General features: G+C 63.8%; 13 protein-coding genes. 3 read left to right on the top strand and 10 right to left on the bottom strand.

The features are described 5' to 3' along the window. Positions 1-28: 28 nt before the first annotated feature. The 6 genes from V6X63_RS00195 to V6X63_RS00170 form a co-directional block, all read right to left on the bottom strand. Positions 29-1,102 (bottom strand): ABC transporter ATP-binding protein, encoded by a 1,074-nt coding sequence (locus tag V6X63_RS00195; protein ID WP_367977817.1) that lies wholly within the window; start codon positions 1,100-1,102, stop codon positions 29-31. A 14-nt stretch (positions 1,103-1,116) separates the two neighbouring features. Then, a complete protein-coding gene (locus V6X63_RS00190) occupies positions 1,117-2,229 on the bottom strand; it encodes an ABC transporter ATP-binding protein (RefSeq protein ID WP_367977816.1) in 1,113 nt (370 codons plus the stop codon). 4 nt (positions 2,230-2,233) lie between these two features. Continuing rightward, positions 2,234-3,076, bottom strand: coding sequence for a carbohydrate ABC transporter permease (locus V6X63_RS00185; protein WP_367977815.1), 843 nt, complete (start codon positions 3,074-3,076; stop codon positions 2,234-2,236). Next, the gene (locus V6X63_RS00180) at positions 3,073-3,939 is read right to left on the bottom strand and encodes a carbohydrate ABC transporter permease (RefSeq protein WP_367977814.1); all 867 of its coding nucleotides are present in this window, start codon (positions 3,937-3,939) and stop codon (positions 3,073-3,075) included. Before V6X63_RS00180 ends, V6X63_RS00185 begins: the two co-directional genes overlap by 4 nt. 87 nt (positions 3,940-4,026) lie before the next feature. Beyond that, positions 4,027-5,568, bottom strand: a complete 1,542-nt coding sequence (locus tag V6X63_RS00175) for an ABC transporter substrate-binding protein (RefSeq protein WP_367977813.1) — start codon at positions 5,566-5,568, stop codon at positions 4,027-4,029. A 36-nt stretch (positions 5,569-5,604) separates the two neighbouring features. Continuing rightward, positions 5,605-6,360, bottom strand: coding sequence for an SDR family NAD(P)-dependent oxidoreductase (locus tag V6X63_RS00170; RefSeq protein WP_367977812.1), 756 nt, complete (start codon positions 6,358-6,360; stop codon positions 5,605-5,607). Positions 6,361-6,624: 264 nt separating this feature from the next. Here V6X63_RS00170 and V6X63_RS00165 point away from each other — a divergent pair, with 264 nt between their 5' ends. After that, entirely contained in the window at positions 6,625-8,427 is a 1,803-nt protein-coding gene (locus tag V6X63_RS00165; RefSeq protein ID WP_367977811.1) for a sigma-54-dependent Fis family transcriptional regulator, read from the top strand. 18 nt (positions 8,428-8,445) lie between these two features. Further along, the gene (locus V6X63_RS00160; protein ID WP_367977810.1) at positions 8,446-9,387 is read left to right on the top strand and encodes an acetamidase/formamidase family protein; all 942 of its coding nucleotides are present in this window, start codon (positions 8,446-8,448) and stop codon (positions 9,385-9,387) included. On the opposite strand, the gene queF is transcribed toward V6X63_RS00160, so the two are convergent. Further along, positions 9,384-9,848 carry a preQ(1) synthase gene (gene queF / locus V6X63_RS00155; RefSeq protein WP_367977809.1) on the bottom strand — a complete coding sequence of 155 codons (465 nt, stop codon included), beginning with the start codon at positions 9,846-9,848 and terminating at the stop codon, positions 9,384-9,386. The two genes, V6X63_RS00160 and queF, sit on opposite strands and share 4 nt — an antisense overlap. Further along, entirely contained in the window at positions 9,845-10,387 is a 543-nt protein-coding gene (gene gloA, locus V6X63_RS00150) for a lactoylglutathione lyase (RefSeq protein WP_407826359.1), read from the bottom strand. The genes queF and gloA overlap by 4 nt, the downstream gene beginning before the upstream one ends. An 88-nt stretch (positions 10,388-10,475) precedes the next feature. Here gloA and panD point away from each other — a divergent pair, with 88 nt between their 5' ends. After that, positions 10,476-10,835 (top strand): aspartate 1-decarboxylase, encoded by a 360-nt coding sequence (gene panD, locus V6X63_RS00145; protein ID WP_367966563.1) that lies wholly within the window; start codon positions 10,476-10,478, stop codon positions 10,833-10,835. Between the two features lie 6 nt (positions 10,836-10,841). On the opposite strand, the gene V6X63_RS00140 is transcribed toward panD, so the two are convergent. Together V6X63_RS00140 and fabI are read right to left on the bottom strand one after the other, a co-directional pair. Beyond that, the gene (locus V6X63_RS00140; protein ID WP_367977808.1) at positions 10,842-12,272 is read right to left on the bottom strand and encodes a bifunctional enoyl-CoA hydratase/phosphate acetyltransferase; all 1,431 of its coding nucleotides are present in this window, start codon (positions 12,270-12,272) and stop codon (positions 10,842-10,844) included. A 14-nt stretch (positions 12,273-12,286) separates the two neighbouring features. Beyond that, positions 12,287-13,075: an enoyl-ACP reductase FabI gene (gene fabI, locus V6X63_RS00135; protein ID WP_367977807.1), complete on the bottom strand. Its 789-nt coding sequence runs from the start codon at positions 13,073-13,075 to the stop codon at positions 12,287-12,289.

Below are 13,075 nucleotides of genomic sequence, written 5' to 3'. Positions count from 1 at the left end.
ATGCGGATGATCCGTCAGCATAACGCCCTCAAGCAGCCTCGACGAGCACCCCATCCCGGAACACGCGGAGATGAGAATCCTCGAGGCGCAGCTCTATGACGTCTCCCACGTCGCCGGACCAGTCATCAAGACGGGCCCGGAATCGCGTCCCCGCCGTCTCCAGCTCCAGCACCTGATCCAGGCCCTCAAACCAGATCCGCTCGACACGGGCCGTGATCGCATGCCCCGCGCCACCGAGATTGACGTGTTCCGGGCGGAAACCGATCTTCAGGTCAGCGCAGGCCTCGAGTCCAGGAACGACGGGAACCTGCAGCTGCCCACCGAGCACCCCGATGGCGTCTCCCTCGCGCTGGGCCGGCAGGAAATTCATGGCCGGTGAGCCGATGAAATAGCCGACGTGTTCCGTTCGGGGGTTGTCGAACAGGGTCTGCGGATCGCCCTGCTGAACGATCTCGCCATGGTTCATGACGATAATGCTGCGGGCGAACGTCATCGCCTCGTTCTGATCATGCGTCACCAGTACCATTGTAATGTTGAACGCCCGATTGACCTCCTTGAGCTTGCGCCGGAGCTCGAACTTGAGCTGCGGATCGATAACCGTGAGCGGTTCATCGAGAAGCAGTGCGCTCACGTCATCACGCACCAGACCACGGCCCAGTGACACGAGCTGCTTCTGGTCTGCGGTCAACGCCACCGCAGGCCGTCTGAGCAGGCGCTCCAGGCCGAGCAGTTCGGCGACCTCCCTCACCCGGCGATCAATCTCGGCACCCGGCCGACGCCGACAGACCAGTGGGAACCCGAGGTTCTGGCTCACGGTCATCGAGCGGTAGATCACCGGCACCTGGAATACCTGGGCGATATTCCGGGCCGCCGTCCCCAGCCTGGTCACATCCTCGCCATCGAACAGCACCCTGCCCTGGCTTGGCTGGATCAGCCCGGAGATGATGTTGAGCATGGTGCTCTTGCCACAGCCGGACGGGCCGAGCAGCGCATAGGTCTCGCCGTCCCGCCATGTCATCTCCAGCGGTTTGAGCGCATATTCCGGGTCCGGCGCATCGGGTGCATAGGAATGTGCAAGGGATTCGAGATGAATTTCCGCCATGATCGTTACCGCCTTCAGTCCACGCCCCGGGAGGGACGGGCGACATGCGCCAGCGCCCCGTTGCGATCGAATACGAATACCGTTGAGAGCCGGGGGCGCACGTGGATCTGCGAGCCGACCCGATGATTGACCACCGCGCGCTCGTGCAGCACCAGATGACATCCCGCCATGTCCAGATGGGTAATGGTCTCGGAGCCGCTCACCTCGGTGAGGGTGACCTCCGCCGGCCGCCCCTCGGGCGCCAGCTGAAGGTCACTGGCACGCAGGCCGATGTAATACTGACCCGGCGAGAGCCCCGCCTCGCCGATATCGGCAAGCCGCTCCCGTCCAAACAGCGCCTCCAGCGGGAAATACCCGAGGCTCTCCACCTCCGCGGCGTCCGAGTCCAGCGTCATCGACAGGATGTTGATCGGCGGGTCATTGACGATGCGTGCGGCGCCGATGCTGGCCGGTGCGTCGAACACTGCCCGCGGCAGCCCTTCCTGCACCACACGGCCTTCTTCCATGAGCAGCAGCCGGGAACTCATCTGCAGGGCCTCCGACGGCTCGGTGCTCGCATAGATGACGATCGTCGACTGACGGCCGGCCAGCAGCTCGACCAGGTCCTCACGCAGCTGCTCACGGAGCTTGTAGTCGAGATTGACCAGTGGCTCGTCAAGCAGCAGCACCGGGGCATCCTTGGTCAGTGCACGGGCTATCGCCACGCGCTGCTGCTGCCCGCCGGAGAGTTCTCCGGGCCGACGCCCCGCCATCGCCGAGAGTCCGACCTTGTCGATCATCCCGCGGGCCCGTTCCCTGGCCTCCGCGGCGCCGACGCCCGCCCGGCGCAACGGAAAGGCGACGTTATCGAGCACCGATAGATGGGGGTAGTTGATGAACTGCTGGTAGACCATCGCGACGGGCCTGCGCCAGGGCGCCAGGTCATTCCAGCATGTATCGCCATGCCAGATGCGCCCGCCGTTGAGATTCTCCAGTCCGGCAATCGTCCGGATCAGACTGGTCTTGCCGGCACCGGTACGGCCCAGGAATGTGTAGAGCCCACCCGGCTCGAGATGCAGCGAGATGTCATCCAGCCAGATCTCGTCGTCAACGTTCAGATTCAGGTTCTGCAGGGTCAATGCCGACATGGGTCTACCTCACTGCACCGGCCAGGCCGCCACGCGAGAGGAACCGCTCGACCACGAAGGCGAGCAGGATCAGCGGCGCGACGGAAATCAGAGCGGAGGCCGAGAGCGACCACCAGGGCGTGACCGAGGAGTTGAGGGCCACGATCGCCACCGGTAGCAGCTGGGTGTTGGTGAACGTGAGGGTGAACGCGAAGAAGAAGTCGTTCCAGCCGAAGATCAGGCAGAACATACCCGCCACGATCAGCCCCGGTATCGAATTGGGCAGGATGACGCGATAGAAAGTGGTCATCGGCGTGCAGCCGTCGAGCCAGGCCATTTCGTCAAGCTGCCGCGGGACGTTGTTGAAGAAGTCCACCATGACCCAGACCGCAATCGGCAGCAGCAGCGCGATATACACCAGAACCAGTCCGGCAAGGGTATCCAGCAGCCCCAGCTGGCGGAGCAGCAGGAAGAACGGAATGGCCAGGACAATGGGCGGCATGATGCGCTGGGAGATGAAAAAGAAGGTGATATCGCCGTTGCGTACGAATCCTGCCTTGAAGGTGAAGCGCGACAGGCCGTAGGCCGCCAGCGTGCCTAGCACGATACTGATCAGCGACGCGGAGCCCGTCACGATGATGCTGTTCATGTACGGCCCGGTGATGTCTGTACCGCCGGCCCCGCCAAAGAGCGTTTTCCAGCCATGCAGGCTCGGCTCGTACTGGAGCCAGGGAATCCAGGTCGCGCCACCGGTCACGCCATTGGCCGTCTTGAACGAGGTGGTCAGCGCCCAGAGGAAGGGGAACACCACGAAACAGGACCAGACAAGGATCGCCAGGTACTTGATCACAAGGTATAGGGTTTTCATGTCCGATCCTTCACGAAGAACCTCACGAGCACCTTGGCGATGATCGTCAGGCTGATGATCATGATCACGAGGTAGGTCACCGACAGCGACGAGGCGTATCCGAGCTGGAAATCCCGCAGGCCGCGGATATAGATGTAGTAGCTCGAGGTTTCGGTTGCCGTTCCCGGACCGCCAGAGGTCATCACGTAGACCGACTCCATGATCTTGGATGCCTCGATGAGACGGATTAGGATGGCCGCGATGGATATCCCCGCCATCGCCGGAAAGGTGACGGCAAAGAAGGTCCGGATCGGGCCGGCGCCATCAATCTTCGCCGCCAGGTAGGGTTCCTTCGGCAAAGAGACCAGCCCGGCCAGCAGCAGCAGGAACATGAACGGCGTCCACTGCCAGATCTCCACGATCATGACACTGATAAAGGCCAGCGTCGGCTCGGACAGCCATGGCAGGCCGTGCAGTCCCAAAGCCTGGAGTATGCCGTTCAACGGCCCAATGCTCTCATGGAAGACCGTTCGCCAGATGACCGACATCACGACCGGCGTGGTCATCATCGGCACCAGAAAGAGCACCCGGAAGAACCGTCGCGCCCGAAGATCACCCCAGACCAGCAGGGCCAGCGCAAAGCCAAGCACATACTGAATCAGCACAGTGCCCACGGCCATGACCAGCAGTCGACCCAGCGCCCCCCAGTAGCGGGCGTCCTCGAGCAGTCGGCCGTAGTTCTCTCCGCCGATCCAGTCCAGGCCGGGCTGGAAGACATCCCAGCTGGAGAAACTCACCCGGATGGTGAACAGCAGCGGAAAGATGATGATTGCCACCAGCACCAGGAGACCAGGCAGCAGGAATAAGTGTTTTTGTCGATACATGCGCCCCGCTCCGCAATGCGAACCCGTCAGACCGCGCCGGGAAAAGGGCCGGACCGCGCATGCGATCCGGCCCGATCACCACGACGCCTAGCGGGCGTCCTCCAGCTCCACGACATTGGCGTATGCCTCGCGGACCCGGTCGGGACCAATCCGCTCGACGATCTGCGTCCACTCCTCGGCAACGCCGTCCAGTGCCTCCTGCGGCGTCGACTGACCGGCCACCGCCTCGGCGACACCCGCGGCGAGCGAGGTCATGAACTGACCGACGCCGGGCACACGCAGATCGAACACACGGTTGTCATAGCCGTCGATGCTCTGCAGCGTCTCGACATACTGCGCCGCCATGTCCGGATCCCAGCCAAGCTCGCCGGCCCAGAATTCGGAATCGAAGTGGTCGGCCCGATAGGGGTTCACGCCAAAGCGGCCAATCTGCAGGTCATGCTTGGTGTTGGCCTCGTTGGCGAAGAAGCACAGATAGTCAAAGGCCATGTCCTTGTTCTGACTGGCCTCGGAGACCGCACTGGTCCAGCCCCAGGTGATGTAGGCCGCACGATTGGGCTCCTCGAAGGTATCCCACTCGCCGGTCTCGCGATTCCAGACCTCGCGGGCACCGGGCAGCATGGCGGTGTTGACCTCGTTGCGGATCGGACTGTCCTCCTGCTGCGCCTGGATGAGCGCGTCATCCCAGCTGTAGCTCATGAGCGTCTCACCACCACCGAACGAGAAGATCTCGTCACCAAGCCCGAAATTCGTACCTCCCGGCGGGAAGGCCTCCTGGGCGTCGACGAACAGCTCGAGGCCCCGGACCCAGCCCGGGTTGTTGATCAGCGGCTCCATGGTCTCCAGGTCGAAGAAGAAGCCGCCCTCGACATCCGGATGCTTGGCGTAGGGTGCGGCACGGCTGATGAAAGCCGAGAACATCAGATCGTCACGCTTGACGACCTCGGCCGAACCATAGTTCGGTTCACCATCACCATCCCAGTCCCAGCCGCTGAAGACCTTGGCAACCTCGTTGTACTCCTCCCAGGTCTCCGGAACAGTCAGCTCACGGCCCGTCTCCTCCAGGAAGCGCGCCTGCATCTCGGGATCGCTGAAGATGTCCTCACGGAACTTCAGGTAATGGCGGTCACCATCCATGATGTACTGCTTCATCTCGCCGCCCCACATGCCGACGTCGCGGGTGGTGTCGGTGAGGCCCTGCATGCCGCTGGAATTGCGGTACGCCTCCGGTACCGTGGCCAGATAAGGGTTGAAGTCACCCACCCAGAGCGAGGCGTAGAACAGAACGTCATAGGCATCCTGACCGGTCTGGAACGGGATCATGATGCGCTGGAAAAGGTCTCCGAACGGTACGTGGACCACTTCCACCTCGGCACCCGTCAGCTCGGCGAACTGTTCGGCGTGCAGCTTGGTGGGCTCGCCGATCACCGGGATAGCGTGGGTGATGATGGTCAGCTCGCGGCCGCTGTAGTCCTTCGCGTCGATGGACTCATAGCTGCACATGCCGGGGATATCTTCCTCGATGCCAAAGCGCGTGTAGTCCTCGGCCGAGGCCATACCGGCCGCCAGCGCGAGGGCTGAGGTCGCCGTAGCGACCTGCAGGGAACGCAACAGTGTCTGCTTGCGCATGATTCTCTCTCCTCCTGATTTTTATGGGCTCCGGAATCAGAGCATGACTTCGCCACCATTGGGCGAAATGCAGGTGCCGTGGAAAAAGCTGCCATCGTCGGATGCCAGCAGCAGCGCCGCGGGGGCGATCTCCTCGACATCACCGAAGCGACCCAACGGGATCGCCGCCTTGAGGCCGTCGAGGACCTCCTGAGCCAGCGGGGTCAGCAGATCGGTATTGGTCACCCCCGGCGCGACCGCGTTCACGAGGACGCCCGTATCGGCACACTCCAGCGCCAGGGCCCGCGTGAAGGTCATGTTCGCGCCCTTCGCGGCGCAGTAGTGCGTCAGGGAAGGGGCGCCCTTGTAGGCGAGCTGGGAGGTCACGTTGATGATGCGACCCTCGCCACGGGCTTTCATGTCCTTGTAGCCCGCCTGGGTCATGAAGTAAGTCCCCTTGACGTGGACCGACCACATCCGATCGAAGTCCTCCTCGGAGATGTCTTCGAACGCCTGCGTGATGTTGAAGCCAGCGTTGTTGACCAGGATGTCGATCTGACCCAGCGCGTTCTTGGCGTCGGCATAGAACGCCTGAACGTTGGCCGGCTGGCTGACATCACACTCGGCGGCGAACGCCCGGCGGCCCATGGCCTCGATTTCGGCGGCGGTCTCCTTCGCCCGGGCGTCATCGTTGTAGTGGCAGAACGCCACGTCGGCGCCATTCTCGGCGAACAGCGTCGCGATACCCTTGCCGATGCCGCGCGAACCCCCGGTGACGACGGCGCGCTTGCCCGCCAGTTTGTCTGTGCTCATAGTCGCTCTCCTCCTGCTGTGTTGTAGGTCGCCTATACCAATACAGCAGCGCCAAGATGAATTGCAAGTACCTGATTCTAAAGATTTTTTATGTACAGAAAGTGAACACCCACATGGTGCTGTTCACAATCTGGACAGTTCGACGGGCGGTCAATGCATTCAGCTTGATCCCCCCTATAAAGGGGGGTAGCTTCAACCGTCTGACGCCAGAACCCCATCCCGCTTATCGGAATGACAAATCGGGGTCGGCGCGAGGAGGAAAATATGGTTGTACAGACGCAGGAACTCTCCAGAGCGAGGCAGTATCTGGAGCGCCGCGGGCGCGTCTCCAGCAGCTCCCTGCCGCCGGATATCGCCGACAGCTGGCAGCGTTGTGTCGATCTCGGGCTTGATCCGCTTGGCAAAGTCCGCATGCCGAACCTCGATTCGGGTTCACTGCGGGATGCCTGCGACGCCCACGAGCAGCTGATCCGTTATGCCCGGCCGGAGATCGAGCTGCTCTATGACCAGATCGCGGGTTCCAACTTCATGATCGCGCTGGGCAGCCCGGATGGGCTGATCCTGCAGACGCTGGTCGACCAGCAGTTCGCCGACAACGCAGCGGCGCACACCGTGGTGCCCGGTTCCACGTGGACCGAATCGGTACGCGGCACGAATGCCCTCGGCATCGCCCTCAAGACCGGCCGCCCGGCCCATGTCTACGGGCAGGAGCACTACCTGCGCGCCAATGCCGGCGTATCCTGCATCTGCGCCCCGATCTTCGATGGCCACGGGGCGATCGCCGGCCTGCTTGACGCCTCCACGACCGCCGCGCACCGCCAGGAGCACACCGCGGCGCTGCTTCAGATGTCCGCCGGCAATATTGAGAACTGCCTGATCCGATCCCGCTTCGAGGACCAGCTCGTCCTGCTGTTCCATCCGCGTCCGGAATATCTCGATACGCTCAGCGTCGGCGTCCTCGTACTCGATGGCGATCATCGCATCGCGGCATTCAACCGGCGCGGCGGTATCTTCCTCGCCGGTCTGAGCGAGCTGATCGGCAAACCCTTCTCCGCGGTGTTCGAGGAAGGGCTGGAGAGCCTGGCAGGCCGGCTTGGGCGCGGCGAGACGATTCGCGTCCGCGACCGCTTCGGGTCCGCGGCCTCCATGCGCTGCCTACCGAACCGCGCAAGTTTCGCGCTATCGGCACTTTCCGCGCCGAGCGCCGAGATCAGCCTCGACGGCGGCGGACCGAGCGCGGGCACACAACCGGCGTTGGTCCTGGAGGATCCCACCCTCGCAGAACGGGCAACCGGGCTGCCACAGGCCGCCCATAGCGGGATGCCCATCTGTCTGGAGGGCGAGACCGGCACCGGCAAGACAGCGCTGGCCACATTCATTCACGCGAGCAGCGGACGCGAAGGCCCCTGGGTTTCACTGCAGCCGGGTGATGGGATCGGCCCGGAGATTGAGAGTCAGGTCCGTGGCGGCACGCTCTATCTGGATGCCGTCAACGACCTCTCGATGGCCGATCAGGAGGCCCTCCTGCGCCTGCTCGAGCGCCTGGACGGTGACACGCTGATCATCAGCGCAAGTACCGCATCGGCGCAGCATCTCATTGACCAGGGGCGGATACGGCCCGAACTCGCCTACCGGCTGGCCGGTTTCGTGGTCGTCATCCCGCCACTGCGGGACCGCGATGACCTGATTGAACTCACGGATCACTTTCTCGCTGAGATCCGGCCCGGCCTCACCATCGACAGCGCCGGAATCGACCGCCTGCGGGCGCATGACTGGCCCGGCAACCTCCATGAGCTCAGAACCCGGCTGACGCGAGCCGCGGTCAAGACATCGGGTTTCCGGCTCACGGCCGCGGACTTCCCGGATATCGGTGGTACACCCGACGCCCCGGTCTCGGCGGACCGTATCGCCGAGGTCCTGCTCAAGCTCACCGACAATGGACTCAAGTGGCGCGATGTCCACGGTCAGACCATCCGGTTGATGGTCGATCAGTGTGAGGGCAACGTCGCCGAGGCCGCACGTCGTCTGGGGCTTTCCCGGACCACTGTCTACAAGTATCTGCAATAACCCATGGAGCCTCCGGCTATGCCGACCCCGCATCACCTGCACGCCACGCCCGAGACCGTCGCCTGGGGCTATCTGGACGCCGCCCGCGAACCGGTCATGCATGTCGCCTCAGGCGATGAGATCGTCATCGATACCATCTCCGGAGAGCCCTGCAACCTGCCCGACGATGCGGGCCGGATGCTGCCGGATCATCGCGCCGTGCTGGAAGCGCAGCGCAAGGAGCGTGGTGAGGGCGTCCATCACCTCACCGGCCCGGTTCACGTGGAAGGGGCCCGTCCCGGCGATTTCCTCCAGGTGGACATCCTCTCCGCCAGGCCACGCCAGGACTGGGGCTTCTGCGAGATCCTGCCGCTCAAGGGCATTCTTCCCGAGGAGTTCACCGACTATCAGCAGATCCTCATCGACATCGACCGCGACAGCGGCATCGCCACCCTCCCCTGGGGACAGTCGTTCGCGCTCGATCCGTTCTTCGGCATCATGGCAGTGGCGCCGCCACCGGAGTGGGGCCGTCTGGGCTCACCGGTCCCCTGGGCCTTCGGCGGCAATATCGACAACCGTGCGTTGACCGCTGGTACCACCCTCTATCTGCCGGTTTTCAATGACGGAGCCCTGTTCTCCGCCGGCGATGGCCATGGCCGACAGGGGGACGGAGAGGTCTGCATCGATGCCCTGGAGACGGCGTTGCAGGGGCGATTCCGACTCACCGTCCGCCGGGACATTGACGAAGCCGGACCGTTCGCCGAGTCAGACGCGCATCTGATCAGCATGGGACTGCACCCGAGCCTGGACCGCGCCGCTGAGCAGGCCGTCCGCCAGATGGTCCGCCTGATCACCGCCCGCAGCCGCCTCGACCGCAATCAGGCCTACATGATGTGCAGCATGCTTGGCGATCTCCGTATCACACAGGTCGTGGACGGCAACAAGGGAGTACACATGCTCTATCCCAAGGACATGCTCTAGCCTCGCCCGCGATAGGACGACACGCCCTGCTCGGGGATCCAGACATCCGCCGGCGGCTCTCCGGTCTGATAGAACACGTCAATGGGGATGCCGCCGCGTGGGTACCAGTACCCCCCGATCCGCAGCCAGACCGGCTCGAGCAGGTCCGCGAGGCGCCGGGCAATGGTCACCGTGCAGTCCTCGTGGAACGCCCCGTGGTTGCGGAACGAGAACAGGAAAAGCTTGAGCGACTTGCTCTCCACCAGCCAATGGCCGGGGATATAGTCGATCACCAGGTGAGCGAAATCCGGCTGACCGGTCATCGGGCAGAGCGAAGTGAACTCCGGGGCGGTGAACCGGGCGACGTAACGGACATCCGACTGGGGATTGGGCACTCGCTCCAGGACCGCCTCTTCCGGCGATGCCGGAATAGCGGTCTGGCTGCCGAGCTGCGACAGCCCGGCGTAGATATCTTCGCTCACAGGGCATCTCCCAATTGCTTGAGGCGGGCCGGCTCGACGATCTCGATCCAGTAGCCATCCGGATCCCGGATGAAAGCGACATCCGGGAGCCTGCCCTGCTCAGGCCGCTTGACGAACTCAACGCCGTTGTCGTCGAACCACTGCACGGCGGCATCGAGATCCGGCACGGCGATGCAGATATGACCGAAACCCTGCGGGTCGGTGTTGCCATCATGATACTGCAGGTCGGGATCGTCCTCGCTGCCCCAGTTGTGCGTGAGCTCCAGCAGTCCCCGCTGCGAGAACGTCCAGGCCGTCCGTTCGCCGGCCTCCTCCGGCGGTGTCTCCGTGCCGGCCGGGGTGTTGAGGAAGTAGAGCGAGAAGCCGAGCGCCTCGAAGTCAAGGCGCCGCAGGACGCGCATGCCCAGCACACCCGTGTAGAAGGCGAGTGAGCGCGCTGGCTCCTTGATGCGCATCATGCTGTGATTGAGCGTGAATCCCTCGGTCTGCGGCGCTGGCGCCTCGGTCACGCCGGGATAATGCTCGGTACTGAACGTCATGGATGACCATCTCCGGTGATTTCAATATGGTGTCGCGGTTGCTCTACCATTGGGCCACGAACAGGCGACGAGGTCACGGATTGACGCGATGAAGATTTCCATGTTGCAGGCCAAGATCCACCGCGCCACGGTCACGGACGCGAACCTGGATTACGAAGGCAGTATCACCATCGACCGGGCCCTGCTGGACGCCTCGGGACTGGTCGCGTTCCAGCAGGTCCACGTCTACAACATCACCAACGGCCATCGCTTCGAGACCTACATCATCGAGGGTCGACGCGACGGCGGTGACATCACCATCAACGGCGCCGCGGCGCACCTTGCCAGCCCCGGTGACAAGGTGATCATCGCCGCCTACGCCTGGATCGATGCCGTGGCCACCGCTGACTGGCAGCCCACCCTGGTATTCGTCGATGAGGCGAATCGGCAGAAGACCCTCCACCACTGAGGGAGCCTAAACGACCGCATCGACGGCCCCGCGGAGGGTATAGCCGACATGATCGAGGTACTGCCTTGCCAGACCGATACCGGTCAGACGGCTTCCCAGGTCGTCATCGCGATTGCTCATCACCACGGGAACCCTCAGCCCGAGGAGGAGCCCGGCACCCCGCGCGTCGGCAAGGTGACTCAGCTGCTTGACCAGCATGCTGGCGGCTTCCAGGTCGGGGGCAACCAGCACGTCCGCGCGGCCCGCGACCGGGGAAGCCACACCGCGACCTCTTGCGGTTGCCTCGGAAATGGCGGTATCAAACGCCATCGGGCCATCGACGACCGCCCCGGAAACCTGCCCGCGGTCGGCCATCTTGCAGATCGCCGCGGCATCCAGGGTCGAAGTCAACTTGGGTTCGATGGCCTCCGATGACGAGAGCATGGCGACCCGCGGTTCGCTGATCCCGAGGGCATGGGCCAGTGATACCGCGTTGCGCACGATATCGCGCTTCTCGAAGAGCGCTGGATGGATATTGACCTGTGGGTCGGAGATCAGCAGCGGCCGCGGATACGTGGGGACATCAAACGCCATGACCTGACTGGGTGTGCGCTCCGTTGCAAGCCCGTTATCCGGCCTGACCAGAGCGCTCAAGAGCTCATCCATCGGCAATCCGCCCTTGATGATGGTCGCCACGTCACCGGCGGCCGCCATCCCCACCGCCACCTCGGCGGCCGCATGGCTGTGGCGGGTATCGACCCGATCGAAGGCAGCGATGTCCACGCCAGCGTCCTCGGCGGCGGCATCAATCCGAGCCGCCGGACCAACCAGCACCGGACGGATGACACCCTCACCCGCCGCCACGGACAGCGCCCGCATGCTCTCGATATCCACCGGGTGCACCACCGCCGCTGTCACCGGCTCGTCGTAGTCGGCTCCGGCCAGCATCTCTGAGAGACGGCCGCGCTCGGCAAGCCGGACCGAGGGCATGACCGCCCGCGGACGATTGATCCGCTCCGAGGGGGCCAGCACCCGCGCCTCGCCATCCAGGACCAGCGCATCATCCTGGTTCCGGCACTCGCAGCCAAAAACGACATGGCGCTTTTCATCCAGCTTCTCGCGAACCGTGACCGTGACACGCACCTTATCCCCGAGCGTCACCGGCGCGCGGAATCGCAGCGTCTGTTCGAGGTAGATCGTCCCCGGCCCGGGCAATTGGGTACCCAGCACCGTTGAGATCAGCGCGCCACCCCACATGCCATGGGCAATGAGCTCATGAAAACGGCTGCTCCGCGCAAACTCCTCGTCTACATGGGCCGGGTTGACGTCGCCCGACATGACCGCGAACAGCTTGATATCGTCCATGGTGAGACGTTTCTCGAGCGTCGCCGAGTCGCCCACCGCCATTTCCTCGTAGGTCCGGTTCTCGATCGTGGTGGTCTGGCCAAGGGCCCCCATCGTGTCCTCCTTGATCAGAACTGAATGTGATGGCCGGCGTCCACATAGTGGATTCCGCCAGTCACTGCTGAGCCGGCATCGGAAATCAACCAGGCCGCCGTGTTGCCGATATCATCCACCGAGGCCAGCCGTCTCAGCGGCGAGCGCGTCTCGCCATCGGTGGCAAGTGCCTCGAAGTCCTTCAGTCCGGAGGCCGCCCGGGTCCGGATCGGGCCGGGTGAGATGGCGTTGACGCGGATTCCCTCCGGCCCCAGCTCCGTGGCGAGATAACGGGTGGATGATTCCAGTGCGGCTTTTACCGGCCCCATCAGGCCATAGTTGGCCACCGCCTGATCGGCGCCGTGATAGGTCATGCCCAGCAGGCTGCCGCCGTCGCGCATCAGCGGTTCGGCGAGGCGGGCCATGCGGATGAAGGAATGGCAGGAGACATCCATGGCCTGGGCGAACCCGGCCGCCGATGAATCCGTGAGCCGACCATGCAGGTCCTCCAGCGGCGCGAAGGCAATGGAATGGATAACGAAGTCGAGCCGCCCCCAATGCTCCTCGGCCCGCCGAAACAGCGCAGCGACCGAGTCGGGATCCTGCACATCACAAAGCTGATACTCCGGTCCGCCCATCGCCTCGGCAAGCGGTCGAACGAACCGTTCCGCCTTCGGGCTGGCATAGGTCACCAGGCACTCCGCCCCCAGCGCGGAGAGCGCCCGGGCGCAGCCGTAAGCGATGCTGTTTTCATTGGCAAGCCCGGTGACGATCCCCACGCGACCGGCTAGCGAGAACGCCCCTGATGGCGCCATCGTGCTCAT

The sequence above is a fragment of the Spiribacter onubensis genome, from assembly GCF_040838425.1.
Lineage (GTDB): Bacteria > Pseudomonadota > Gammaproteobacteria > Nitrococcales > Nitrococcaceae > Spiribacter > Spiribacter onubensis.
This window is presented reverse-complemented; position numbering and strand designations above follow the sequence as displayed.

Excerpts from the sequence above, each read along its gene's own strand:
- V6X63_RS00140 (WP_367977808.1), bottom strand. The coding sequence starts at position 12,272 with ATGGGGGCCCTTGGCCAGACCACCACGATCGAGAACCGGACCTACGAG.
- V6X63_RS00165 (WP_367977811.1), top strand. The coding sequence starts at position 6,625 with ATGGTTGTACAGACGCAGGAACTCTCCAGAGCGAGGCAGTATCTGGAG.
- panD (WP_367966563.1), top strand. The coding sequence starts at position 10,476 with ATGAAGATTTCCATGTTGCAGGCCAAGATCCACCGCGCCACGGTCACG.
- V6X63_RS00185 (WP_367977815.1), bottom strand. The coding sequence starts at position 3,076 with ATGAAAACCCTATACCTTGTGATCAAGTACCTGGCGATCCTTGTCTGG.
- V6X63_RS00175 (WP_367977813.1), bottom strand. The coding sequence starts at position 5,568 with ATGCGCAAGCAGACACTGTTGCGTTCCCTGCAGGTCGCTACGGCGACC.
- gloA (WP_407826359.1), bottom strand. The coding sequence starts at position 10,387 with ATGACGTTCAGTACCGAGCATTATCCCGGCGTGACCGAGGCGCCAGCG.
- V6X63_RS00160 (WP_367977810.1), top strand. The coding sequence starts at position 8,446 with ATGCCGACCCCGCATCACCTGCACGCCACGCCCGAGACCGTCGCCTGG.
- fabI (WP_367977807.1), bottom strand. The coding sequence starts at position 13,075 with ATGAGCACGATGGCGCCATCAGGGGCGTTCTCGCTAGCCGGTCGCGTG.
- V6X63_RS00195 (WP_367977817.1), bottom strand. The coding sequence starts at position 1,102 with ATGGCGGAAATTCATCTCGAATCCCTTGCACATTCCTATGCACCCGAT.
- V6X63_RS00180 (WP_367977814.1), bottom strand. The coding sequence starts at position 3,939 with ATGTATCGACAAAAACACTTATTCCTGCTGCCTGGTCTCCTGGTGCTG.
- V6X63_RS00190 (WP_367977816.1), bottom strand. The coding sequence starts at position 2,229 with ATGTCGGCATTGACCCTGCAGAACCTGAATCTGAACGTTGACGACGAG.
- V6X63_RS00170 (WP_367977812.1), bottom strand. The coding sequence starts at position 6,360 with ATGAGCACAGACAAACTGGCGGGCAAGCGCGCCGTCGTCACCGGGGGT.